Annotated in this window: 20 protein-coding genes; 5 read left to right on the plus strand and 15 right to left on the minus strand. The window is 69.5% G+C overall.

Translation table 11 applies throughout. The annotated features are described in order from the left end of the window. Positions 1–11 precede the first annotated feature (11 nt). Entirely contained in the window at positions 12–683 is a 672-nt protein-coding gene (locus tag ACIP79_RS36045) for an NUDIX domain-containing protein (protein ID WP_401230485.1), read from the minus strand. 107 nt (positions 684–790) lie between these two features. Here ACIP79_RS36045 and ACIP79_RS36050 point away from each other — a divergent pair, with 107 nt between their 5' ends. Further along, positions 791–1147 (plus strand): hypothetical protein, encoded by a 357-nt coding sequence (locus ACIP79_RS36050; RefSeq protein ID WP_401230488.1) that lies wholly within the window; start codon positions 791–793, stop codon positions 1145–1147. Positions 1148–1150: 3 nt separating this feature from the next. On the opposite strand, the gene ACIP79_RS36055 is transcribed toward ACIP79_RS36050, so the two are convergent. The 5 genes from ACIP79_RS36055 to ACIP79_RS36075 form a co-directional block, all read right to left on the minus strand. Next, entirely contained in the window at positions 1151–1861 is a 711-nt protein-coding gene (locus ACIP79_RS36055; protein ID WP_401230491.1) for a fibronectin type III domain-containing protein, read from the minus strand. Between the two features lie 10 nt (positions 1862–1871). Beyond that, entirely contained in the window at positions 1872–2474 is a 603-nt protein-coding gene (locus ACIP79_RS36060; protein WP_401230493.1) for a hypothetical protein, read from the minus strand. Between the two features lie 128 nt (positions 2475–2602). Further along, positions 2603–4498 carry a discoidin domain-containing protein gene (locus ACIP79_RS36065; RefSeq protein ID WP_401230496.1) on the minus strand — a complete coding sequence of 632 codons (1896 nt, stop codon included), beginning with the start codon at positions 4496–4498 and terminating at the stop codon, positions 2603–2605. A gap of 146 nt (positions 4499–4644) precedes the next feature. After that, positions 4645–5640: a LacI family DNA-binding transcriptional regulator gene (locus ACIP79_RS36070; RefSeq protein WP_401230499.1), complete on the minus strand. Its 996-nt coding sequence runs from the start codon at positions 5638–5640 to the stop codon at positions 4645–4647. Between the two features lie 275 nt (positions 5641–5915). Beyond that, positions 5916–6785, minus strand: a complete 870-nt coding sequence (locus ACIP79_RS36075; RefSeq protein ID WP_401230501.1) for a universal stress protein — start codon at positions 6783–6785, stop codon at positions 5916–5918. 442 nt (positions 6786–7227) lie between these two features. Here ACIP79_RS36075 and ACIP79_RS36080 point away from each other — a divergent pair, with 442 nt between their 5' ends. Next, the gene (locus tag ACIP79_RS36080) at positions 7228–9024 is read left to right on the plus strand and encodes a coagulation factor 5/8 type domain-containing protein (protein ID WP_401230504.1); all 1797 of its coding nucleotides are present in this window, start codon (positions 7228–7230) and stop codon (positions 9022–9024) included. Between the two features lie 29 nt (positions 9025–9053). Here ACIP79_RS36080 and ACIP79_RS36085 read toward each other — a convergent pair whose 3' ends face one another. From ACIP79_RS36085 to ACIP79_RS36115, 7 genes are all read right to left on the minus strand, one after another. Then, the gene (locus tag ACIP79_RS36085) at positions 9054–10298 is read right to left on the minus strand and encodes an SGNH/GDSL hydrolase family protein (RefSeq protein ID WP_401230507.1); all 1245 of its coding nucleotides are present in this window, start codon (positions 10296–10298) and stop codon (positions 9054–9056) included. After that, positions 10295–12712, minus strand: a complete 2418-nt coding sequence (locus tag ACIP79_RS36090) for a glycosyl hydrolase family 95 catalytic domain-containing protein (RefSeq protein WP_401230509.1) — start codon at positions 12710–12712, stop codon at positions 10295–10297. The genes ACIP79_RS36085 and ACIP79_RS36090 overlap by 4 nt, the downstream gene beginning before the upstream one ends. Positions 12713–12891: 179 nt before the next feature. Further along, positions 12892–14730: an alpha-galactosidase D gene (locus ACIP79_RS36095; protein ID WP_401230512.1), complete on the minus strand. Its 1839-nt coding sequence runs from the start codon at positions 14728–14730 to the stop codon at positions 12892–12894. Positions 14731–14811: 81 nt separating this feature from the next. Next, positions 14812–15726, minus strand: coding sequence for a carbohydrate ABC transporter permease (locus ACIP79_RS36100; RefSeq protein WP_401230837.1), 915 nt, complete (start codon positions 15724–15726; stop codon positions 14812–14814). An 8-nt stretch (positions 15727–15734) separates the two neighbouring features. Next, a complete protein-coding gene (locus tag ACIP79_RS36105) occupies positions 15735–16667 on the minus strand; it encodes a carbohydrate ABC transporter permease (protein ID WP_401230515.1) in 933 nt (310 codons plus the stop codon). A 26-nt stretch (positions 16668–16693) separates the two neighbouring features. Then, on the minus strand, positions 16694–18007 hold the full coding sequence (locus ACIP79_RS36110; RefSeq protein ID WP_401230518.1) for an ABC transporter substrate-binding protein: 1314 nt from the start codon (positions 18005–18007) through the stop codon (positions 16694–16696). Positions 18008–18203: 196 nt separating this feature from the next. Then, entirely contained in the window at positions 18204–19376 is a 1173-nt protein-coding gene (locus ACIP79_RS36115; protein WP_387186712.1) for an ROK family protein, read from the minus strand. A gap of 184 nt (positions 19377–19560) precedes the next feature. Between ACIP79_RS36115 and ACIP79_RS36120 the strand changes: the two genes are divergently transcribed. Next, on the plus strand, positions 19561–21669 hold the full coding sequence (locus ACIP79_RS36120; protein WP_401230521.1) for an alpha-galactosidase: 2109 nt from the start codon (positions 19561–19563) through the stop codon (positions 21667–21669). A 188-nt stretch (positions 21670–21857) separates the two neighbouring features. Here ACIP79_RS36120 and ACIP79_RS36125 read toward each other — a convergent pair whose 3' ends face one another. After that, positions 21858–22496 carry a hypothetical protein gene (locus ACIP79_RS36125; protein WP_401230524.1) on the minus strand — a complete coding sequence of 213 codons (639 nt, stop codon included), beginning with the start codon at positions 22494–22496 and terminating at the stop codon, positions 21858–21860. Between the two features lie 229 nt (positions 22497–22725). Between ACIP79_RS36125 and ACIP79_RS36130 the strand changes: the two genes are divergently transcribed. Further along, the gene (locus tag ACIP79_RS36130; RefSeq protein WP_401230527.1) at positions 22726–23922 is read left to right on the plus strand and encodes a glycoside hydrolase family 64 protein; all 1197 of its coding nucleotides are present in this window, start codon (positions 22726–22728) and stop codon (positions 23920–23922) included. A gap of 82 nt (positions 23923–24004) precedes the next feature. Here ACIP79_RS36130 and ACIP79_RS36135 read toward each other — a convergent pair whose 3' ends face one another. Beyond that, the gene (locus tag ACIP79_RS36135; RefSeq protein WP_401230529.1) at positions 24005–24655 is read right to left on the minus strand and encodes a TetR/AcrR family transcriptional regulator; all 651 of its coding nucleotides are present in this window, start codon (positions 24653–24655) and stop codon (positions 24005–24007) included. Between the two features lie 116 nt (positions 24656–24771). On the opposite strand from ACIP79_RS36135, the gene ACIP79_RS36140 reads away from it, so the two are divergent. After that, complete coding sequence (locus tag ACIP79_RS36140) at positions 24772–25335, plus strand: NADPH-dependent FMN reductase (RefSeq protein ID WP_401230532.1); 564 nt, start codon at positions 24772–24774, stop codon at positions 25333–25335. Positions 25336–25342: the final 7 nt, after the last annotated feature.

Genomic DNA, 25342 nt, shown 5'->3' on the forward strand with positions numbered 1-25342 from the left:
GGCCCGTCGTCTCACGCCGCGGGGCCCTTGAAGGGGCCTTCGAGAGCCGCCCACTGCAACAGCATGATGGTCTTCGCGTCGGCGATCTCGCCGGTACGGATCATCTCCAGGGCCCGCCGGAAGGGCAGTTCGACGATCTCGATGTCCTCGCCCTCCTCGTCGAGACCACCGCTTTCGTGCGTACGGGTCGAGGGGCCGTAGGAGGCGGCGTAGAAGCTGACCCGCTCGGTGACCGACCCCGGACTCATGTAGACGTCGAAGACGTGCTGGACCTCGCCGACGGTGTGCCCGGTCTCCTCGATGACCTCGCGGCGTACGGCGACCTCGGGGCGCTCGTCCTCCTCGTCGAGCACCCCGCCCGGGGTCTCCACCAGCATCCCGTCGGGGTGGCCGTTGACGTAGACGGGGTAGCGGAACTGCCTGGTCAGCAGGACGGTTTCGCGCTCGGTGTCGTAGAGCAGGAGGGTGGCGCCGTTGCCCCGGTCGTGCGTCTCGCGCTCCTGGGTGCTCCAGGTGCCGTCGGCGTGCTGGAGGTCGAAGGTCGTGGTGCGGGTCACGTACCAATGGCTGGACAGGAGTGTCACGTCCCGGATCTTCACCCTGGGGTTGCCGGTCAGGTCGCGGCCGGTGCGGTCGAGTCCGGTGCGGCCCCGGCGGTCGGGAGTGTCGATGCCGGCGGTCATCGGACGCGGTCCGGGCGGGAGTGGAAAGGGTTGTTCACGCCCACTGTCTACCATCACGACCTCACCACAGAACCCACAGTCGGGGATCCCCCGTCTAGGCTCACGGCATGGAACAGACGGAGATCATCCTGCGAGCCATCGGCGTCCTCACCGAGACCAACGCGATGGTCCGCAGGATCGCGCAGTCCGATGACGATGCCGAGGTCGAGTCGACCGAGACCCAGCTCGGCGCGCTCGTGACGGAAGTTTTCCCCAGGGTCGAAGTGCCCTCCGACGCCGGGCCCGCCGAGGCCGGGCAGGCCGTCGCCGACGCCTACCTGCCCGCCACCATCTCGCTGGTGGGCGCCTTCGCGTTCCTCTTCTCCGAACTCGCCGACGTCCACGACTCCGGACGCACCGACGTCAAGACGGCCGACCTGCTCCAGGATCTCGCGCTGCGGATGTCCAGGGCCGACAACGCGTAGGAGTCACTCACCGGTGGTCAGCCGGACCACGTTCGACAGCTCCCCGTGGCGGAAGGCGCGGACGCGGTAGGAGGCCTCCTTCTCGGTGGGCAGGGTGATCAGTCCCGTGGAGTTGACGTCGGGATCGAGGACCACGAGGGGCTCGTACTCGGAACCTCCCCGGGTACGGGCCTCCAGGAGGAAGCCCGCTTCGTCGGAGGCGTGGTCGGTCCAGGTGAACAGGATGCCGTTCGCATGCTTGACCACGGCCTTGAATCCGGTGGGCGCTCCCGCACCGGACCCGGCGAGGGGGCGGCCCGGGACGACGCGTCCCGGGTCCTTGCGGGCGGGGAGCCAGGTGTGACTGGAGTCCTCGTCCGCTTTCGTCATCCCGCCCTGCGGCAGGGCGACGGTCAGGGGAGCCGAGACGGGGCCGTCGAAGGCGCGGAGGCGGTAGAAGAAGGTCGTGTGCGGCATGAGATCGGGGTGCCGGTAGGTCCGCACGCCGGCCGGCAGGTACTGGAGGACGGTCCATGGACCCGACTCCTCGGTGGCGAACTCCAGGCCGTGACCAGCCGGTTGTGGCTCTTCCTCCCGCCAGCTCAGATCGATGTCCGTGGGAGTGGTGAGAGAGGCGCGCAGTCCGGGTTCGTCGCCCGCCCGCTGCGGCACGGAGCAGGCCGACAGTGCCAGCAGGAGTACTGCCGGCACCGCGACGTGTACGGGTATCCGCATGCGGAAGCCGCTACTTGCGCCAGAACTTGACGTTGCTCCACACGACGGTCGCCGGTCCCGCCCCGCTGCTGGTGCGGTAGGCGCCGAACTTGTCGTAGAAGCTTCCGGAGGGGCTGGCGTAGGTGTGCTGGAGCGAGCCGTTGATGTAGGTGCGGTGCGAAGTGCCCACCTGGTGGACCGTGTTGACGCGGACGGTCGCTCCGACGGTGCCCGCGTTGGAGAGCGTGGTGCCTCCGTGGACGGCGTAGAGCCGGCCGCCGCGCTCGACCGCGAGCATGAAGTACGGTCCGGCCGCCGACTCGTTGAAGGTCTGCTTGAGGCTGATCCGGGTGCCGCTGAGGCTCGCGACCCTGAAGTAGCCCTCGAACTGCCGGGTTCCGCCGGTGTACGTGGCGTACCGGCGTTCGGCCCGCTGGTCCCCGCTCGCGGTGGAGCAGGTGAGCGTGAACGTCAGGCCGTCGACCTGACCGCACCCCCGCTCCTGGACCGTGTACGTGGGCGAGACCGATGTCCAGCCGCCGGGTTCCACTTCCGCGAAGGCGCCGGGTGCGGCCAGCAGCGACGAGGTGCACACCGCGCCGGCCACACCGAGTGTTCGAAGACGTGTGAGCATCCGGGCTCCTTGAGTGGGGGGTACCGTCGTTCACGTGAGTGAACAACGGTCCTGTCTTTGAACGGTTGACCAGGAAGGTAGGACTGGACCAACCGTTCGTCAAGGGGCCCGGTCAGCGGCGGGCGGGGTCACCTCTTCTGCTCGACGCGCACCCAGTCGATCTCGGCCTGCACTCCCCCGGCCGCGACCTTGTCCACGCTCGACTGCGGCAGGCCCCAGTACGGCGTGGTGACCTGGTTCCAGCCCGCCGGGTAGGCGCCGCCCAGGGCGAGGTTGAGGATGACGTACTGGTTGTGGCCGAAGACCCACTGGCCACGGGTCGACTCCAGCTTGTTGCGGGTCGTCTCCTGGACGAGCACGTCGTCGACGTAGAAGCGCATGCCTGTCGGCGTCCACTCCACCGCGTAGTTGTGCCACTGGTCGGCACGGCCGCCGTTGGGATAGGTCTGGCGGGCGCCGATGTTGCCGTCGGCGGAGTAACCCGGTCCGTGCAGCGCGGTGCTGGTCCAGTCCGCGTAGCCGATGTTCTCCAGGATGTCGGTCTCGCCGGACGCGGGCCACGAGACGTTCGGGTCGTCGACGTTGCTGCCGAGCAGCCAGAAGGCGGGCCAGAAGCCGTCACCGACCGGCATCCTGATGCGGGCGCTGACCCTGCCGTACGTGAAGTCGAACTTGGTGTTGGTGTCGACGCGCCCGGAGGTGAAGTCGAAGGTCCCGGCCGGCGTCGACGTGCAGTCGTTGCAGTACCTCGACTTCAGCAGGAGGCTGCCGTTCTGGGTGGCGATGTTGTTCGGGGAGTCGACGTAGGCCTGGGACTCGCCGTTGACCGGGCCCATCTCGTAACCGGTGCGCACGACCCGCCACTTGGAGCGGTCCAGGCTCGCCGTGGTGAAGTCGTCGAAGAACGCGGTCTGGTAGGTGCCCGGCTGCTCCCCGGGCAGGGCGGGGTAGGCGGCCGAGGCGCTGCCTCCGGTGCCCCAGACCTGGAACTCGTAGAGGGAGTAGCCGAACTGGGCGGTCGCGGGTGCCGGGTTGTAGAAGGAGCGGCGCTCCTTGCCGAGCATCCGCACATAGCGTCCGGTCGCGGGCTGCGGAAGCGTGACCGTGTCGCGGCGGCCCACCGCGTCCCCCGGGGACTTGACGTCGGCCCGGCGGGCGGCGACCTCCGCGGCTGACGGCTGGTACACAGTGCGCCAGTTCGCGTTGTCGTCGGAGACCTGGAGCTGGTAGTCGACCGCGTAGGCCGCCTCCCAGTACAGGTCGACGGAGCTGATGGTCGAGGTGGCGCCCAGGTCGACGGAGACCCAGCGGTTGGCGTTCCAGTCGCTGGCCCAGCGGCTCTGGTCGGCCTTCAGGTCGGCGGGCCAGCCGCCGTCGGTGACGAAGGCGGGTGAGTTGCCCGCGTGCTGGTAGAGGTTGGAGTAGGCGGGGTGGTTGAGGGCGAGGTTCGTGCGGGTCGTGGAGGCCGGGGCGGGCACGCCGCCGTAGACCTTGAAGGCGAACAGCGAGTACCCATAGGGAGTGGCGCGTTCGACGCCACGCAGCCGTACGTAGCGGCCGGTGGTCTCCTGCGGGTAGGTGTGCGCCGTGACCGATCCTCCGGTGCCCGCGGTCTCGGTGTAGAAGGGGGTCCAGTCGGTGCCGTTCCTGGACACCTCCAGGACGTACCTCTTGCCGTAGGCCGCCTCCCAGTCCAGGACGACGCGGTCGATGCGGAGGGTGGCTCCGAGGTCGACGCGGATCCAGGCGTCGTCGGCGAACGGGCTGGACCAGCGGGTTGAGGCGTTGTTGTCGAAGGCGAGACCCGGGGCGGTGCCGGCGTTCTCGCTTCCCGAGGCGGTGACCGACGCGGGGTTCAGGGTGTAGGCGGCAGCGGCCTGGTCGGCGTCCCAGGCCGCCACGGCCGCGACGGCCGCGACGGATTCCGCCGCCGGGCCGGCGAAGGCCTGGCCCGCCGCCAGCAGGGACAGCGCGGACAGGGTGGCCAGTGCGGTCATGAACGTGCGGGGGGTACGGGATGGCATGCGGCTCTCCTAAGGGAGTTGGGGGTGCCAGTGCTCCGTGCGGGTGTGCGGTGGTGCGTCAGGCCGACGTCCTGTGGTGCCGGGGAACTCGGACGTGAGCGTGCTCCGGTGCGGCCGGTGGTCTCCGCCCGGCGGTTCGGCGGTGGCTAGGCTGCCGGCGCCGACCTGCGCGTGATCATTTCCGTGGGGAGGACGACGGGAGCGGTCGGGATCTCCTCGCCCGCCAGGCGGGCGAGGAGCATGCGTGCGGCCGTCTCCCCCATCTCCCGCATGGGCTGACGGACCGTGCTGAGGGAGGGCTCGGTGTGCGGGGCCATCGGGATGTCGTCGAAGCCGATCACGGCGACGTCCTCCGGCACGCGGAGCCCTGCGTCCCGCAGGGCTCCCATGACGCCGACCGCCGCGAGGTCGTTGTGCGCGAAGACCGCGTCGAACTCCCGCCCCGCGGCGAGCAGTCGGCGCACGACCCGGCGTCCGTCGGTCTCGGTGAAGTCGCCCTCGACGACCAGGTCGACCTCGACACCGTGCTCGCCGCAGGTGGCGCGGAACCCGGCGAGCCGGTCGCGTACGCAGCCGAACCGCGCGGGCCCGGTGAGCACCAGCGGTCTGCGGCGGCCGTCCGCCAGCAGGTGGCGGGCGGCCGAGGCCCCGCCCTCGAAGTTGGTGGCCGTGACGGACGGGAACTCGGGATGGTGCCCGCGGTCGTCGATGAGGACGACGGGCAGGCCCTCGCGGTGCAGCGCCGTGAGCATGTCGAGGGTGTTCTCCGGCTCCACCACGAGCAGCCCGTCGAAGGCACGCGCCGACACCTGACTGGTGAAGCGCGTGACGGACTCGGTGCCCCGGTTGCAGGTGAACAGCAGCAGGCCGAAGTCGGCGGCCTCCACGGTGTCCACGACGCCCTGGAGCACCTCGCCCATCCACGGCCAGGTCAGCGAGGGCACCAGCATGCCGACGGTCCTGCTGTTGCCCCGGGCCAGGCCGACCGCGCCCGAACTGGGCACGTAGCCCATGCGGTTGATGACCTCGCGGACCCGGGCGGCCGTCGACGCGTCGACCTCGCCCCGGGTGTTGAGCACCCGGGAGACGGTCGTCTTGCTCACGCCGGCCGCATGGGCCACATCCGCGATGGTCACAGCCATGACTGCCTCCCGGAACACGGGGATCGCGCCTTCGCGCCCAGGTCCGACACCGGTACCGGAACCGGTTCCGGCGCTGGGCGGCGAGTCAACCGGACTGGCATGTTGCCGTCAATACTTCACGCCAGAACCACTGCGGACGGACCCCGACACGGCCGCTGCTTACGGGACTTGAACGTGCCGAAGGCGATGGTGGGGACGTCACCGGCAGGAAGCGTCGGTTGTCGGAAAACAGCAGGTCCCGGTCGGCCCGGTCCGGGGTGCGGTCAGAAACGCGGTCAGGAGTGCGGGACCACCGCCACCGGGCAGGGCGCGTGGTGCATCACGGCATGGGCCACCGAGCCGATCCGCGACCCCACCGCAGAACGCTCGGCGCGGCGCTGGACCACCATCAACTGGGTTCGCCCGGCCAGCGAGAGCAGCACCTGTCCGGCGCTGCCCATCTCGACGTACTCCGTCACGGGCACCTCGGGGAACCGCTCGCGCCAGGGCTCAACCGCCTCGGCGAGAGCCTTCTTCTCCGCCGGCTCCATGCCCCCGGCCTCGTCGAGCAGCTTCAGCGAGCCGGGGCTGTAGGCGAACACCGGCGGCAGGCTCCACGCGCGGACGACCCGTACGGAGGCGCCACGGGCCGCAGCCGTCTCGAACGCGAACCGGAGACCGGCGGCGCTGTCGTCCGGGGCGCCCTGCTGTCCGACGACGATCTCGCGGCCGGCCGCCTCGGACTCGGGACGGTCATCGGCGCGGACCAGCACCACCGGACCGGCCGCCTCGGCGATCACCTGCTGTCCCACCGAGCCGATCAGAAAACCGACGATCGCTCCGTGTCCGCGCGAACCGAGGACCAGCGCCTCGGCGTCGGCCGTCGCGGCGACCAGTGAATCGACGGGGCCGCCGTCCAGGACCTCGGCGGAGACGGACAGGTCCGCGTGCTGCTCGGTCGCCGAGCGCGCGGACGCCAGCGGCAGGGCCTGCGCCCAGTTCTCCTGTTCCGCGGCGTCCGGTCCGCCGACGGCCTCCGACGGACCGTGCCAGGCGTACACGATCCGCAGGGGCAGTCCGCGCCGGACGGCTTCCCTGGCCGCCCACGCCACGGCGGCCCGGCTCTCGTCCGATCCGTCCACGCCCACGGTGATCGGGTCCGTCATGCGTCCGCCTCTCTGTCGCCGGCTCGCACATCCCGCCGGCCTCTCCGTCATCACCGGGCTCCTGAGCCACATTTTCCCTCGTGGGAGCCCCGTCCAGTCCTCCCCGACCCTAACGGCCCGGCGTTTCGCCGCTGTAGAGCGCTCTCTGGCATGGCGTGCCGGACCGAGGAATGGGCGTCGGCGGCGGCCCCGAGGGCTGGACGAAGCCCGTCATTCGCGCACCTCTTGAATGCGATCGACGTCCGGCGGGAGGATCGCCTGAACCCAAACAGGCATGAAATCCCGCACAATACCGCCCAGTTGACGATTCATTAAGCAACAACATTCGGGACTCCGGTCACAACTCTTGACGCCTGGTTCACACGGATGAAGCATGCATCGGCAAGAGAGCGCTCCCCGCACCTTCCATCGTTCACTTCCTGAACCAGGAGAGTTGCCCCCCATGCCCTCTGCCTTCACAGATTCCCCGGACTCCGGCCGGTCCCCCGCTCGCAGGTCCGTTCTCGGAGCCATGGCCGCCGCCGCGGCCGCACCCGCTCTGGCCGGCCTGTCCGCCTCGTCGGCCGACGCCGCACCCGCCAAGCCGCTGGCCCTGCCGGGCGGCGGCGACCTCGGCCCGAACGTCATCGTCTTCGACCCCTCGACCCCGGGCATCCAGGCCAGACTGGACGAGGTGTTCCGGCAGCAGGAGTCGGCCCAGTTCGGCACGGGCCGCTACCAGTTCCTCTTCAAGCCGGGTACCTACAACGGACTCAACGCCCAACTCGGTTTCTACACCTCGATCTCGGGCCTCGGTCTGTCCCCGGACAACACGACGATCAACGGCGACATCACCGTCGACGCGGGCTGGTTCGCGGGCAACGCCACGCAGAACTTCTGGCGTTCGGCGGAGAACCTCGCGATCGTCCCGGTCAACGGCACCAACCGCTGGGCCGTCGCCCAGGCCGCGCCCTTCCGTCGTATGCACGTCAGAGGCGGTCTCAACCTCTCCCCCAACGGGTACGGCTGGGCCAGCGGCGGTTACATCGCCGACAGCCGGATCGACGGCTCGGTCGGGCCGTACTCGCAGCAGCAGTGGTACACCCGCGACAGCTTCGTGGGCGGCTGGCTCAACGCGGTCTGGAACATGGTGTTCTCGGGCGTCGAGGGCGCCCCCGCGCAGAGCTTCCCGAACCCGCCGTACACCACGCTCGCCACCACACCGATCTCCCGCGAGAAGCCGTTCCTGTACCTCAACGGCAGCGAGTACCGCGTCTTCCTGCCGGAGAAGCGCGTCAACGCGCGCGGCACCACCTGGGGCAGCGGTACCCCCCGCGGTACGTCACTCCCCCTGACCCAGTTCTACGTGGCCAGGCCCGGCGTCTCCGCCGCCACTCTCAACGAGGCGCTCACCCAGGGCCTCCACCTCATCCTGACGCCGGGGATCTACCACCTCGACCGGCCGATCCAGGTCAACCGCGCCAACACCGTGGTCCTCGGGCTCGGTTACGCCACGCTGATCCCGGACAACGGCGTCACCGCGCTCAAGGTCGCCGACGTAGACGGGGTACGCCTGGCGGGTTTCCTCATCGACGCGGGGCCCGTCAACTCGGCCACCCTGCTGGAGGTCGGGCCCACGGGAGCCTCGGCGAACCACTCCGTCAACCCGACCACCGTGCAGGACGTCTTCATCCGGATCGGCGGCGCGGGCGCAGGCAAGGCCACCACCAGCATGGTGATCAACAGCCGCAACACGATCATCGACCACACCTGGGTCTGGCGCGCCGACCACGGTGCCGGAGTCGGCTGGGAGACCAACCGGGCCGACTACGGCGTCCGCGTCAACGGCAACGACGTGCTGGCCACCGGGCTGTTCGTCGAGCACTTCAACAAGTACGACGTCCAGTGGTACGGCCAGGGCGGCCGCACCATCTTCTTCCAGAACGAGAAGGCGTACGACGCTCCGAACCAGGCCGCCATCCAGAACGGCTCGATCAAGGGGTTCGCGGCCTACAAGGTCGCCGACTCCGTGACCACGCACGAGGGTTGGGGCCTGGGCAGCTACTGCTACTACAACGTGAATCCGTCGATCCTCCAGCACCACGGATTCGCGGCGCCGAACACGCCGGGCGTGAAGTTCCACAATCTGCTCGTCGTCTCGCTGGGCGGCCAGGGGCAGTACGAGCGCGTCATCAACGACACGGGTTCGCCGACCTCGGGAACCACCACCGTGCCCTCCACGGTGGTCTCCTACCCCTGACCGCGCCGTCCGCGGAGCCTGGCCTCAGCTCAGCACGAGGTCAGGCTCCCGAGGTCGACCGCGTCGGCCATCGCCGCCATCCCCTTGTCATTGGGGTGCAGGTGATCGCCGTTGTCGAAGAACGGCGAGATCCTCTCGTGGTCGTAGGGGCTGCGAAGGATCCTGTCGAAGTCGGTGACGGCATCCAGCTCGCCGCTGTTCCTGACGAACTGGTTGACCTCCAGTCGTACGGACTCCGCCGCCGCGTCCCACTCCGACCAGCCCTTGAAAGGGCCGATGGTGGAACCGACGACACACCTGCCCGCCGCATGGGCCTGACCGATGATCTTCCGATAGCCGTCGATCATGTCCTGGGCGGTGACGCCCGAATGGGCCTTGATGTCGTTGACGCCCTCGAACAGGAAGACCGTGCGGACGCCGGGCTGGGAGAGCACATCGCGGTGCAGCCGGTTCAGCGCGCTCTGCCCGGCGCCGTCCGCCAGCACCTTGTTCCCGGATATCCCCTCGTTGGCGACGCCCTTGACGGGGGTGTCCGCCGCCTGGAGCCGGCGGGAGAGGTAGTCGGGCCAGCGCCGGTTCAGGTCGGTGCTGGACTGCCAGCCGTCGGTGATGGAGTCGCCGAGTGCCACCAGTGCGCCGACGGACGCGGAGGTCTCCACGTCGACGGCGTCCAGCCAGTACCAGGAGCCCATCGGGTCGGTCCAGTTGGCGGCGCCCTCCTCCGCCGCGTGGTCGCCCGCGGTGGCGTAGTTCGTCCGCATCGCCATGCCGTGACCGGTCGTCGGCCCCTTGGCACCGGTCACGTACAGGCTGATGACCAGGTTCGCCTGGGCGGCCAGCCTCCCCGGCAGCGGATCGCTGAGCACGGTCGCACCGGCCGGGACGGTGACCGACCGGGAGCCGCCGAAGGACAACTGCCGGTTGGATCCGCGGACCAGCTCCGCACCCTCCTTCTGGATCCCCGCGTACGCGTTCTCGAAGGTCACCGGGTTCTCGCCGAAGGCGTTGGACAGCCGTATCCGCAGGTTCGTGCCGCCGACGCTGGTGCGCACGATCAGCCGGTAACTGCGGTCGGCCGGCCCCTCGCTCTGCCGGTCGGCGCTCGCCCCCCAGGTGACCACGGAGTGCCTGCCCTCCGCGGCGGCCGGAGTCGCGGTGGCGTGCGGCACGGACACCCGCTGTGCCGCCGACGCGGAGGTCAGAGGTCCGCAGACCGCCATGACCAGCGCCGCGACGGCGCCCACGGCCAGGCGCCGGTAGGACGTGGCCCTCATCCCAGGTTCCGCAGCGTGACGGACTCACCGGACTTGAGGCTGATCCGGCGCGAAGTGCCCCCCGCGACCACGGTCGTGGCACGGCCGCCGACGCTCCGCAGCTTCAGCCGTGTGACCTTGCCGTTCTTCCAGCTGAGGTCGGCCACGAAGCCGCCGCGGACACCGACGCCGGACACCGATCCCGACGCCGCCCAGGCCGCGGGCAGCGCGGGCAGCGGCTCGATGTGTCCCGGGCGCGAGTAGAGGAGCATCTCGATGACCGCCGCGGCGGTGCCGAAGTTGGCCTCGATCTGGAAGATGCCCCGGCCTTTCTCGACCTCGTAGATGTCGAAGAGGTTCATCGCGCTGCCGTTGCCGCCGTCCACCGACGGCTTGAGGTTGGTGACGATCAACTGGTACGCCTTGTCGGCGTTCTTCAGCCGCGCCCAGCACAGACCGCGCCAGGCGTTCGCCCAGCCGAAGCTGTTCATGCCGCGCGCGGTGAGCAGGGCGGTGGCGCCGTCCAGGATGTCCTTCGGCGTGGAGTCGTCGGGGCGGATCCGGTCGCCGGGGAACAGGTTGATGAGCGGGGAAAGGTGCCGGTGCGTGGTCTCGCCGAGGTTGTCGGGCGACATCCACTCCTCCAGCCAGCCGGTGGTGGGGCTGACGACGGGAAGGTAGAGGCGCTCGCGCAGACCGTCGACGGTCTTCCGGTAGGCGGCGTCCCTGCCCAGCGACTCGGAGGCGGTGTGGAAGTTCCCGAAGAGGCCCCACACCAGTTCCTGGGCGTAGGTGAGGCCCTTGGCGTCCTGCGGGCCGTGCTCGGGCGACCAGTCGCTGTCGTCGACCAGGACCTCGCGCTCGGCCCCGGACGCGTCGGTGACGGTCGTGGTGACGAGGCGGGCCTCCCAGAACTCGACGGCTCCCTTGAGCAGGGGGTAGATCTTCTTGAGGTAGGCACGGTCCTGGGTGTACTCGTAGTGCTCGAACAGGTTCTGGCAGAGCCAGGCGTTGCCGGCCGGGTGCCACCACCAGCCGCTTCCGCCATAGGGGTTGGTGGAGAAGGCGACGCCCCAGCCGGCGACCTTGCCGGTGGAGTTGCGGAACCTGTTGGCGGGGTCGTTGAACAGCCGCTGCGTGACGTCCGTCCAGTCGGGCAGCTGCGTGACGCAGTAGTCCGTATAGGCGTCGAAACACTCGGACAGGCCTGCCCGGTCGGCCATCCAGTAGTTCATCTGGATGTTGATGTCAGTGTGGTAGTCCGCCATCCAGTCCGGGTCGTTGCCGTCCAGCCACGGGCCCTGGAGGCCCATCGGAAGGCTGCCGCGTGATCCGGAGATCATCAGGTAGCGGCTGAACTGGAGGTATGCGGCCTCCAGTTCCGGGTCAGGGACGTCGTCGCGGTAACGCGCCCGCACCCGCTCCCAGGTGTCGAGCTCGCGCTGCGCGGCGGACGACGTACCGAGGTCGATGTCCAACTGCCCGAACAGGGGGCGGAAGTCGGCGACATGGGTGTGCAGCAGCGTGCTCGCCGAGTGACGGGCCGCGTTCAGGACCTTGGTCCTGGCCAGCCGCTGCGGGTCCACCGAGGGATCGCGGTACTTCGCGGCGGCGTCGGGCGCGTAGTTGGTACCGCCGCTGAACACGACCGTGAGGTCCTTGCAGCCGCTGAAGGAGATCGACGTACCGTCCACGCGGACCCGGCCGGTCCCGCTGTACGCGGTGATGGCGGCGCCGTACTTCAGGCCGTTGGCGAACGCGGCGCCGAACGACGCGTACCGTCCCGTGCTGTTGGCGGTGGTGGTCTCGCCGTGGGTGCCGGCGAGGGACACCGTGCCGGTGTAACCGCCGCCGCCGTGCTGGGAGAAGTGCAGGACGATGGCGTCGTCGGGTCGGCTGGCGAAGACCTGGCGGCGGTAGGTGACGCCGGAGATCTCGTACGACGTGCTGATCAGGCCCTGGGCCAGGTCGAGCGTGCGGCGGTAGTCGTTGACGTTGCCCAGGTCGTGGTCGGGGATCGCGACGGTGAGATGGGCCAGCAGGGTCAAGGAGCCGAAGTCGGCGCGGCCGTAGGGGAACTGGCCGTCGCTCTCCAGCTTGTCGTTGAGGCCACCGGTCCACAGGGTGGCGTCACTGATCATCAGCAGTTCGCTGGAGGGGTCGTTGCTCGCGAGCGCGCCGAGCCGCCCGTTCCCGACCGGAAGACCCTGCTCGATCATCGAGTCGGCGGATCCGGGCGCCTGCCACCACAACTGGTTCTTCGCGGCGGCGGCCTCGGACAGCAGGGGCGACTCGGTGGGACGCAGCGGCGCCGCCGAGGCGGTGAAGGCGGGCAGCCCGCCCAGTGCGGTGGCCGCGCCGGCAGCGGCGGCGATGGCGAGAAAGCCCCTTCTGCTGGGCTTGTCGTCGCGGGATTCGGTGTGCTGGATGTCCACGGTTGTGCACTCCCTATCCGGGGGGAACGGCTCGTGCGGGAACGGCTGTGGAGAGGTGGAGGGAAGGGCCGTTACGGCCCGGCTCGTGTACGTGGGGGGCGGACCGCGGGTTTTCGGCCGGTTCCCGCGGGGCCCGGGTCGTCTCACCGGACCCCGCGGGAAGTGGAACAGCGCCTGTCTCAGAGGGACTTCGGTACGACGATCCTGTCGATGTCCGGTGCGTATCCGGTGCCGCTGTCGAAGGTGATCGTGTTCGTGCCCGCCTTCAGCGCCAGTTGGACGCTGACGGTCTCGGCGGTGCTCCAGTCGCCCGTGGAGGGGAACTTCTGGCCGCTGCCGTTGCCGCTGTTGGAGGAGACGTTCACCGAGCGGGCGTCGCCGCTGACGTAGGCGACCCTGACGGTGTAGATCCCGTCCTTCTTCACGGTGACGTCGTTGAACGTCACCTTGCCGCCGCCGTAGAGGTTGCCCACCTTCTTGCCGCCGGAGCAGGCGTCGCATCCGGCGACGGAGGCGTTGCCGGAGAGGGTGTTGGCCGCGTCCTCGGCCTCGTAGGCCGTCGTCGCCAGCGTCGTTCCCCCGGGCTTGACGGTGAACAGCCGCGAGCCGTGCGCGGGCAGCGTCGAGGTGATCCTGTTCTTGTGGGTTCCGAGGTTCGACCTGTTCCACAGGTCGCGCACGGAGGCGTTGCCGGTGAAGCCGAAGGAGGCCCAGTCGGCGGTGACGGAGGCCGGCGAGTCACCCAGGTTGAACAGCGCGACGGTGTAGCTGCCGTCGGCGTTCCTGGTGCCCCAGACCTGCTGGTCGTTGACCGAGGTGACCGGCCGCGCGACGGGCGAAGCACTCTGGTCGACCGCGATGACCTCCTTGTTGGTCAGCAGGGAGACGCCGTAGCTGTCCAGCTTGGTGAGGTCGTCACCGGTGTAGAGAGGCGACTTGCTGATGGCCCACAGGGTCATGTAGCTCTGCCGCTCGGCCTTGGTGAGGCCGTCCATCTCGCCGTTGCCGACGTCGAGGGCGTCGAGGTCGTTCCAGCCGCCGGGGCCCGCCTTGTTGCTCCACGCCGGGGCGTCGTCCCATCGGTCGTCGACCGAGTTCTCCCAGGTGACCAGGGTGTTGCAGTAGCACTCGATGTCGGTGTCGATGCGCCAGCCGTTGGAGTACTTCTTCCAGTCGGCGGCGTAGTTCACGTCGAGCGACCAGGACAGTTCGAGGTGGACCGGGCGACCGGCGGTGGCGATGGCCTTCTGCCAGGCGGCGACGTCCGCGACGTTGTTGTAGTTGTCACCGGACTTGAACGAACCCGGGCCCACGCCGTCCAGCTTGAGGAAGTCGTAACCCCAGTCGGCGAACTGCTGTGCCTGGGAGTCGATGTACTTCTGCGCGCAGGGGTCCGAGAAGTCGATCTTGTACGCGCTGTCCCAGCCGTTGGTGGTGCGCAGGTCGCTGTAGACGATGTCCGCCGTGGTGCAGCCGTCGGCGTTCCAGATCGGCGTCTTGCCGTCGTTGTACGCACCCTTCTCCAGACCGACCGGCAGGTAGATGCCGGCCTTGAGACCCAGGGCGTGGATGCGGTCGGCGACCGACTTCATGCCGCTGGGGAAGCGCACCGGGTCGGACTTCTGCCGCCCGTACTGGTCGAACCCGGACTTCCAGTCCTTGTCCATCCACCAGCCGGCGTCGATGTTGACGTGGTCGTAGCCGTACGCCTTCAGCTTCGAGGAGAGGGCCTTCGCCTGCTTGAGGACGTTCGCCTCGGTGAGGTAGCTGTAGTCGCCGTCCGGGTTGAGGCCCGGGTACTTGGACGACTGCATGCTCCAACTCGACCAGCCCATGTAGGGCTTGGCGGCCAGGGCGGTGCTGGTGGCGGCGGGGGCCGCGGTCGGGGTGTCCGCCTGGGCCGCCGGGACGGCCGTCGCGACACCCGCGGTGAGGGCGACGACGAGTGCGGCTCTGGTGGCACGGCGGCCGGAGCGCGAGAGGGCTCCGGGCAGGGCGAAGTACGAGGATGACCGCATGGGTCGGACCTCCAGGTAAGGGGATGGTGTCAGCGGGACGGTTGGGACACGGGGCGGCTCAAGCCCCTGCGTTCCGGCGGTTCAGCCCTTGCCGGAGCCGATGGTGAGTCCGCTGATGAACTGGCGCTGGAGCGCGAAGTACACCAGCAGCGTGGGGATCGCGGTCATCAGCGCACCGGCCGCGATCAGGTTGGGGTTGGTGAAGTACGCGCCCTGGAGGTTGGCCAGGGCGGAGGTGATCGGGCGCTTGTCGCCGGTCTCGATCAGGGCGAGCGGCCAGAAGAAGTCGTTGTAGATCCAGATCGACTCCAGCGTCGCGAGGGCCGCGAAGGCCGGCCGGCACAGCGGCAGGATGATCTGGAAGAACTGCCGCCAGACGGGGGCGCCGTCGACGAGCGCCGCCTCGGAGATCTCCTTCGGGATGGTCTTCATGTAGTTGCTGAGCACGAAGGTGCAGAACCCGCACTGGTAGGCGATGTGGATGAAGACGATGCCCCAGAGCGAGTTGTAGAGGAGCAGCGAGTCGGTCATCCAGTACGGCAGCGGGACCAGCAGGTACAGCTTGTAGAGCGGGGTGATGAGGACCTGGGCCGGCAGCAGGTTGCCCGCGGTGAACAGCATCAGCAGGACGATGTTCCAGCGGAAGTCGAAGCGGGAGACGAAGAAGGCGACCGCGGCCGAGAACAGCAGGGTGCCCAGGACAGCCGGGACGGTGATGAGGACCGAGTTCCAGAAGAAGTGCGGCATCCCGGACTGTTCCCAGGCGTCCGTGAAGTTGCCCAGGCTCAGACTGTGCGGCCAGGAGAGATAGCCGTTCTTCGCGGTGTCCGAGTAAGGGCGCAGCGATGTGTACACCGCCCACAGGAGCGGGACGAGCCAGAGCAGGGCGATGGTGCCGAGCATCAGGTGGCGGCCGGTCTGGCGACGGGGCCTGGAGGGTCCGTCGCCCGGGTGCGGTGGGCGCCGGGGCCGCGTCGGGGAGGCCGGACTCCGCAGGGTCGTGGTCACTGGTCCTCCTTGCGGATGGTCTGGACGAGGAAGGTTCCGATGGCCGCGAGGGAGACCAGGAGCAGGACGACCGCGAGGGCGGATCCGTAACCGATGTGGCTGGACTCGCCGATGATGTTGTCGGTGATGAGGAGGGAGAGCAGTTCCATGCCGGGTTTGCTGCCGACGCCGCCGCCGAGGACGTACACGATGTCGAAGGCCCGCAGGGACTCCATGACCGTGACGACCAGGATGATGATGTTGACCGGTTTGAGGGCCGGGAAGACCACGCGCAGGAAGGTCTGGCGGCCGTTGGCGCCGTCGAGCGCGGCGGCTTCCTTGAGCGCGGGGTCGAAGCCCTTCAGGCCGGCCAGGTAGAGGATCATGATGTAGCCGGTGTGCCGCCAGGCCGAAGCGACCAGTACGGCCCACAGGTTGAGGTCGGGGTTGCCGAGCCAGTCGATGTGGTGACCGGAACCGGCGGCGTTCAGTATGCCGTTGAGGAGCCCGGTGTCGGGGTTGTAGATGATCTCCCAGATGAAGCCGACGACGGCCAGCGAGAGCACCATCGGCAGGAAGATCGCGGTCTGGTAGATCCTGGTGAAGCGGATCTTCCGGTCCAGTTGGTAGGCGAGGAAGATGCCGAACGGCGTGGGCAGCAGGGCCGTGAACAGCAGCCAGATCACGTTGTGCCGCACCGCGGGCCAGAACGGCGGGTAGTTGGTGAGGATCTCCCGGTAGTTCGCCAGGCCGATCCAGTGGATGTCGGCCGGTTCGATGCCGTCCCAGGTGGTGAAGGACAGCGCCAGCGAGGCCAGTGCGGGCAGCCAGACGAAGAAGAGGAGAGCGGCGAGGGGGATGCCGATGATGACGGTCAGGAAGATCCGGTCACCGCGCCCCAGACTGCGGGCGCGCTTGCGGACGGTGCGGGGCGAGAGCGGGGACGACACGGTGCTGGAGACCTTTCCGGTCCTGGTCAGGCCGTGAAGTAGCGCGAGCGCTGCGACTCGATCTTCTTCAGGGTCTCGGCGCCGTCGTCGGGGTGGCTGAGCCACTCGGTCAGGCCGGGCAGTACGACGGTGGAGATGAAGCCGGGGTCGCTGTCGCGGTCGGCGAACTGGCTGATGTTCTTCGCGGAGCCGATGAGTTCGGCGGACTTCTTCTGGAGGGCGTTGTACGAGGTGGTGGCGGTCTTCTCGTTGACGCCGAGGTTGCTCGGGTCGACGCCCCCGTACAGTTCCTCGGCCTGCGCGCCGCCGAGGAACTCCAGGAACTTCCTGGCGCCGTCGTCGTTCTTCGGGCTGCGGCTGAGCATGAACCCGTCGGTGGGGGCCTCGACGGCGTCCTGTCCGTGGGCGGAGTCGATCTCAGGGAAGGGGAAGAAGTCGAGGTCGCCGCGGACCGTCTCGTCGGTGATCTGCTGGCCCAGGAAGAGGCCGGTCACCGACATGCCGGACTTCTTGTCCAGCAGGGACTGCGCGGCGTCCTGCCAGGAGCGGCCGCCACCGCTCGGCTGGTAGTAGGGGCTCAGCTCACGCCAGGTGTCGAGGACGGCGAAGGCGCGCTTGTCGGTCCAGGAGGTCTCGCCGCGCAGCAGCGACATGTGGAAGTCGTAGCCGTTGGCCCGGAGGTCGATGTAGTCGAAGGCGCCGAGGATGCTCCAGGTGTCGCCGCCGCCGTAACCGGAGGTGACCGGGGAGAGGCCGTCCGCCTTCATCTTCTTGGCGAGGGCGACGAACTCGCTCCATTTTCCGGGGACTTCGTAGCCGCGCTCCTCGAACACGCTCTTGCGGTAGAAGACCGCCCACGGGTAGTTGTACAGCGGAACGAAGTAGTACTTGCCGTCCTCGCCCTTCGAGAGCTGCTTGGCGGCGTCGCTGAAACCGCCGCCTATCTTGTCCCAGACGTCGTCGATCGGGGTGGCCAGGTTCTTCTTGGCGAAGTACTGCATGCGGTAGCCGGCGAACCAGGTGAAGACGTCGTCCGGGGTGCCCTGGAGATACGTGGTGATGCTCTTCTGGAAGGTGTCGTGGTCGACGGTGTTCGTCTTGACCTTCAGTCCGCTCTTCTCGGTGAAGGCGTCGGTGACGGTGGCGTAGGCCTTCTTCGGGGTGGCGTCGGCGCCGTTGGACCCGAAGGTGACCGTCTTCGGGTCGGCTCCCGGTCCCCCACCGCACGCGGTGAGAACGGGCGCGGCCAGGGCGGCGGCCCCGAGCCCCATCAGGCCACCGGTCACTCGGCGGCGGCTGGGTCCGCGCGCAGCCAAGGGGTTGCGGCTCTGCTGCGTCATCGTTGCTCCTCGGGCAGGTCGGTGCGATTCGGCGCTCAGCGGTGGCGCCAGTACGTAGTCGGTTCGTGTCAGTACGTAGTCGGTGCGCGCCGCCCGGATCCAGCGCATGTCGGTGCGTGCCGGCGCGGATCCGCGGTGTCGGTGCGTGGCGGTGCGTGTCAGTGGTGGGTTTCGGTGCGGCCGGGTGGGCCGGTCGTCACGTGTCGGCTCGGATGAAGGACTGGATGGCGGTGGCCGCGGCCCCGCGCGCCCACTCCTCGAAGGGCAGCGGGCGGGTCTGTACGTCACACCGCGCGGCCGACCCGAAGGCCGCCGCCCCGAAGGCGTCCCGGATCTGTTCGGCGAACAGGTCGTACGCCGCCAGCCCCTCGCCGGAGATGATCACCCGCTCGGGGCCGAGCAGGTTGGCCACGGTCGCGATGCCGCGGCCGATCGCCTCTCCGGCCCGCGCGTACACCTCCCGCGCGCCGGGGTTCCCGTCATGGGCGAGGTCCAGGGCCTCGGCGGCGTCGGCGACCTGGACGCCGGTCACCTCGCGCACTCGCGCGACGATCGCGGAGTCCGAGGCGATCGACTCCACACAGCCCCGGTTGCCGCAGTGGCAGAGGGGGCCGGCCGGGTCGATGGCCACGTGCCCGATCTCCCCGGCGACGCCGTGCGCCCCGGACACGACCTGCCCGTGCACCACGAGACCGCAGCCGATACCGGCTCCGACGGTGACCAGCGCGAAGGCGGACAGGCCGACCCCCGCGCCGAACCACTGCTCGGCGACGGTCAGCGCCCGGACGTCGTTGTCGACGGTGACCGGCAGGCCTGTCGTCATCCGGGCCAGATCGGCGAGGGGCACGTCGCGCCAGTCGAGGAAGGGTGAGTACCGCACCACGCCCGCCGCGCGGTCCACGTCGCCGGAGACCGCGATCCCCAGGCCCTGCACCTGGACCCCGAAGCCGTCGGCCTCCGTCAGGAGTTCCTGGACCAGCGCCGCGATGGAGGCCAGCACCGCCTTGGGGTCACGGGAGGTGAGGGGCACATGCCGGGCGACCCGGATGCGGCAGCACAGGTCGGTGAGCACGGCGATGAGTTCGTCGCCCGTCACCTTGATCCCGATGAACAGGGCCCTGCCCCCGTCCACCAGCACCGGGTTGGCGGGCCTGCCGAGCGAGGACTGCCTCGCGTCGTCCACCTCCTCCTGGAGGTAGCCGGCCTCGATCAGGGGGCGGACCGCCTTGGTGACCGCCGCCGCGGACAGCTGGGTCCGTCCCGCGATCTCCGACCGCGTGAGCGGGCCATGGGACAGCACGGTGGTGAAGATCTGGGAGACGGCCGGCGTGTGACCCGGGAACGCCTCTGTTCGACTGGTCGAGCGCATGGCCGGAACCTAAGTCCCTTATTTTCTGCTGTCAATAAAAGAAGCAGGATTATCTTGTGAGGCTTCCATGAGGTAGCCATCACCTGCAAAAGACAGATCTGGACAAGGTGTTGACACATGATCGAAGGTCAAGGTTGGCTTTCGACCATCTCGTGGCACCACTGGAACGTGAGGACCCCTGTCGATGATCTCCTTCGCCCCGGACACCGGGGTCTGGCTGCTGGCCACACCGAACACGTCGTACGCGTTGCGGATCGACGAGACCGGGGCCCCCTGCCATCTCGCGTGGGGTCCGCGGCTGACGCTCGCGGAGGCGGAGTCACTCGTCGTGCCGCCTGCTCCGGCGGTGAGCAGCTTCGAGGGGGTGCCTCCGGTCGGGGAGGAGCTTCCCGTGGACGGCGGCACGCGCTACGGGCCCCCGTCCCTCCAGGTCCGGTTCGCGGACGGATCGCGCGCCTTCGAGTGGCTGTCCACCGGCAGCCGGGTCACGGACGACGAGCTGGCGCTGTCCTTCCGCGACCGTCACTACCCGCTGCATGTGACGCTCCACTACCGCGTGCGGGCCGACACGGACGTCGTCGAACGCTGGACCGTCGTCCACAACGCCGGTGACGAGTCCGTCACGTTGCCGCGCACCGACTCGGCGGCCTGGACGCTGCCCCCGCTGCGGGACTACCGACTCAGCCACGTCACCGGCCAGTGGTCCGCCGAGAGTCAGTTGCGCCGCGATCGACTGCCGTACGGCGAGACGGTGTTGACCAGCCGCCGTGGTATCACGAGCCATCACGCCAACCCCTGGGTGATGCTCGACGCGGGCGAGGCCACCGAGGAGCACGGCCGGGTGTGGAGTGCCGCCCTTGCCTGGAGCGGGAGTTGGCGGATCACCGCGCAGCGCACCCCGGACGGCCGGGCCGGATTCACCGGCGGCATCGGCCACGACGGTACGAGTGTGCCCCTCGCGCCGGGCGAGGAGTTCACCACTCCCCCGTTCGCCGGCCTGTTCACCGACGGCGGGTTCGGCGCGGCCAGTCGCGCGTGGCACGCGTACACCCTCGCCCATGTCCTGCCGCGGGCCGACGAGATCGCGCCGCTGCTCTACAACTCCTGGGAGGCGACGGGCTTCGATGTCGACGAGGTCAGCCAGAAGGCGCTCGCCGAGCGGGCGGCGGAGCTCGGCGTCGAGCTGTACGTCGTCGACGACGGCTGGTTCGGGGCGCGCCGCAGCGATCACGCGGGGCTCGGCGACTGGACGCCCTCGGCCGACCGCTTCCCCGACGGGCTGACCCCGCTGGTGGAGACGGTGCACCGGCTGGGGATGAGGTTCGGGCTGTGGGTGGAGCCGGAGATGGTCAACCCTGACAGCGACCTCTACCGCCAACACCCGGACTGGGTCCTGCACTTCCCCGACCGCCCGCGCTCCGAGCTGCGCAACCAGCTCGTCCTGAACTTCGCCCGCCGCGACGTCGCGGACTGGGCGTACGGCTGGCTGACCCGGCTGGTCGGCGACCACGGCATCGACTTCCTCAAGTGGGACATGAACCGGGCGTTCAGCGAGGCCGGTTGGCCGGGCGAGCCCGACGGCGCCGACCGCCTCGGACCCCGGTACGTGCGCAACCTGTACGACGTCATCGACCGTCTCCGCGCGGATCACCCCGCGTTGCGGATCGAGGCGTGCAGTGGTGGCGGCGGGCGGGTCGACCTGGGCATCCTCGGCCGTACGGACCAGGCGTGGGCGTCGGACAACACCGACGCGGCCGACCGGATGGGCATCCAGCACGGCTACGGCCAGGTCTATCCCGCGCGCACGATGGGTGCGTGGGTGACGGACGTGCCGAACCAGCTCACCGGCCGGACGGTTCCGCTGCGTTTCCGTTTCCATGTGGCGATGGCCGGAGCGCTGGGCGTCGGGGGCGATCTCACCCGCTGGTCCGAGGAGGAGCTGCGGGAGGGCGCGGCCCTGGTGGCCGAGTACAAGCAGGTCCGCCATCTCGTGCAGCACGGCAGGCTCGACCGTCTGGCACCGCCGGCCGAGGACGCCGTCTCGGTGGTGCAGTACACCGCGGCGGACGCCTCGGAGACCCTGCTCCTCGCCTACCGGCGCGTCTCCCGCCACGGCGCCCCCCAACTGCCGGTCCGCCCACGCGGCCTGACCCCCGGCGCCCGCTACCGCGACACCCGCACCGGCACCGTCCACCACGCCGCCGTACTCGGCGAATACGGCCTGGCCATCCCGCTGCCCCCGGGCGACTGGTCCAGCACCATGCTGCACCTGGTGCGGGAAGGTGAGGCCTGACGCCTGCCGGCGGCGGGAGAGGCGGCACGGCACCGCCACCGGCGGGTCTGACGCCCGCCGGTGCCGCGGGGACGGACGGCTGACGCCGGTGGGTGCCGCGGGGTGTCGCTGGGTCCGGAAGTCTGACGCCGGCCGGGTGTCGCTGGGGGCCGAAGCCCGACGCCAGTCGGTGCCGTGGGGCAGAAAAGTCAGTACCGCTGAGCCTTGGCAAGCCGAGCCGTCAGTTTCGGCTTCAACGGCTTCGTGCTGATGGCGACCGGCTCGGCCCGCTCGCCGGGGTCGAGATCCTCCGCCCCCACGAACCGGGTCTCCACGACCTTGCCGTCCGAGTCCTCGAAGTCGACCTGCACGGCGTAGGAGGCCTGCTGGTCCGTCTTGTTGGTAATGGCGACGAGCACGGCGAGGAGTCCGCCGGTCTGGGCCGTGGGCACTCCGGTGATGGCCACGTCGGAGGTGGCGTTGCCGCTGCCCCGGACGTCCTTGAGTTCCTCCTCGGCCACCTCACCGGCCCGCGCCGTGTCGGCGTCGACCGAGGCCAGGAAACCGGAGGCGCGGGCGGACGCGGAGGAGGCCGCCGCGGAGGCGGAGGCGCGGGCGGAGTCGACGGCCGAGGCGGCCTCCGAGGCCAGGGCGGACGGCGCGGTCCCCGTGAAGGAGGACGCGTTCGGCGCGGAGGGACGCGCGCTGGCGGACGCGCCACCGTCACTGTCACTGTCCGTGCCGCACGAGACGAGTGCGGCACCGCACGCGAGCGTGGCCAGCAGGGCGCCGGCGATCTCGCGTGAGCGGCCAGGCCGGCCGGTGCCGTGGGGGGTGCGTCTGGTCATGGGGCTCGTCCTCTTCCTGCCGTACGGACTCCCTCATGCTCCGTGCCGACGCCCGGCGGCGCGAACGGCGTGGGCCTATCGGAGTACCCCCTCACCGCGGCCCGGTCGCCGGGACAGCCGACTTGGACCAGACCAATTTTGTGTGAACCGTTGACATGTACGCGGCTCGGCGCAATCGTGAGAGCGCTCTCAGAATTACCGGAGGCGCCCCGTCCGAAGGAGGAAGAGCGTGTTCAGAAGACTCAGATGGCGGTCCCTGGCGGTGGCCACCACCACCCTCGCCGCCGCCCTGTTGACGTTCGGAGCCCCGTCCGGGGCCGAGGCCGCCGTCCCGGCGACCATCCCGCTCAAGTTCACGAACAACTCGGGCCGCAGCGGCCCGGTCTACATCTACAACCTCGGAACACTGCTGACGACCGGACAACAGGGCTGGGCCGACGCGAACGGCACCTTCCACGCCTGGCCTGCCGGCGGCAATCCGCCGACCCCCGCACCGGACGCCTCGATCGCCGGTCCCGCCAGCGGCCAGTCGGTGACGATCCGGCTCCCCAAGTTCTCCGGCCGGGTCTACTTCTCGTACGGGCAGAAGCTCGACTTCCGGCTGACGACCGGCGGTCTGGTGCAGCCGGCCGTGCAGAACCCGAGCGACCCCAATCGCAACATCCTCTTCAACTGGTCCGAGTACACGCTCAACGACGCCGGGCTGTGGCTCAACAGCACCCAGGTGGACATGTTCTCGGCCCCCTACGCCGTCGGAGTCCAGCTCGCCGACGGGACGGTGAAGACCACCGGCCACCTCAAGGCGGGCGGGTACAACGCGGTCATCAACGGCCTGCGCGGTCAGTCCGGCGGCTGGGCGAACCTGCTCCAGACGCGGTCCGACGGCACCGTCCTGCGAGCGCTCGCCCCCGGCCACGCCGTCGGATCGGGCGTGCTGTCCGGCACCGTCATGGACGACTACATCAACCGCGTGTGGGCGAGATACAGTTCCGCGACGCTGACGGTGACACCCTTCGTCGACCAGCCCAACACCAAGTACTTCGGGCGGGTCTCGGGGAACGTCATGAACTTCACCAACAGCTCCGGAGCGGTCGTCACCAGCTTCCAGAAGCCGGACGCCGACAGCATCTTCGGCTGCCACAAGCTCCTCGACGCCCCCAACGACCTGGTGCGCGGCCCGATTTCCCGCACCCTGTGCGCGGGCTTCAACCGCTCGACCCTCCTGGTCAACGCCAACCAGCCGGACACCGGCTCGGCGAACTTCTACAAGGACTCGGTGACCAACCACTACGCCCGTCTGATCCACGCGCAGATGGCGGACGGCAAGGCCTACGCGTTCGCCTTCGACGACGTGGGCGCCCACGAGTCGCTGGTGCACGACGGCAATCCGCAGCAGGCCTACATCACGCTGGATCCACTCAGCTGACGAGGTCTCACCGCTGACAGGGCCTCACTTCCGGGCGGCCGGTGCGAGCATGCTCGCGTCGGCCGCCCTCCGCCGTTCCGGCTCAGACCGCGGAGGTGCTCCGGTTCACCAGGTCGCGCCAGCCGGACTCCAGGCGCTCAATGGGCATCCCGCACTGGCGGGTCAGGTGGTGGATGCGCGCGGGGTCCAGATACCCCATCAGCGTCTGCGCGATCAGGTCCGTGTCCGCCTCCGGGACGGCCGACCGCAGCAGCATCGTCACGTGCATCAGCCGGACGCGGTACGGCGCGGAGCTGAAGCGGTGACCGGCGTCCGGTTCGGCCGCGAGATACAGGTCGAGCTGCTCGGACGTCTGACGCAGCGAGGCGCAGCCGAAGGCGTGCAGACGCTCCACCGGTGAGGCGCCGGGGCCCAACGGCGCCGGACCACTCAGGAATCCGGCCTGGAACCGCTGTTCGGTGTGGTCCAGGAGCGCCGTCAGCAGGCCGGTGCGGTCGCCGAACCGCCTGAAGACGGTCCCCTTGCCCACCGCCGCCGCGCAGGCCACGTCCTCCATGGTCACGTTGGCCGCCCCACGCTCCTCCACCAGCCGGGCGGCGGCCTCCAGCAGACGAGCGCGGTTGCGCGCCGCGTCCGCGCGCAGCTGCGGCGCGTCCCGGGGCGTGAGCTCCATCAGGACCGGCTCGTCGGACGGTTCCTGTCCCTTCGGAAAAGGCGGCAGTGGAGTGGACATGGGGCCAGCGTAACGGCACGGGAGGGCAACTGGACTACGGTCCACTTCAGTGCTACAACTTTAAACGGACCTCGGTCCGCTTTATTGCAGCAATGTTTCAGCTCCGGGAGATATCCATGTCCGTACACATCCTCGCGCTCGTCGGCAGCCTGCGCGCCGGCTCCCACAACCGCCAGCTCGCCGAGGCGGCCGTCAAGCTCGCGCCCGAGGGCGCGGAGGTGGAGGTTTTCGAGGGCCTGGCCGAGATCCCCTTCTACAACGAGGACATCGACGTCGAGGGCGACGTGCCCGCCGCCGCGGCCCGGCTGCGTGAGGCCGCGGCCCGCACCGACGCCTTCCTGCTGTTCTCGCCGGAGTACAACGGCACGATTCCGGCCGTGCTGAAGAACGCCATCGACTGGCTGTCCCGCCCCTACGGCGCCAGCGGCTTCAGCGGCAAGCCGACCGTCGTGGTCGGCACCGCGTACGGCCAGTTCGGCGGCGTGTGGGCGCAGGACGAGGCCCGCAAGGCCGTGGGCATCGCCGGCGGCACCGTCCTTGAGGACATCAAGCTCTCCGTCCCCGGCTCCGTGGTCCGCTTCGCCGAGACCCACCCGGTCGACGACGCCGAGGTCGCCGCGCAGCTGACCGAGGTCATCGACCGCATCTTCGGGCACGTCAGCGCGCCCAGCGCCGTCTGATCAACTC

Source organism: Streptomyces sp. NPDC088747 (genome assembly GCF_044751025.1).
Classification (GTDB): Bacteria; Actinomycetota; Actinomycetes; order Streptomycetales; family Streptomycetaceae; genus Streptomyces.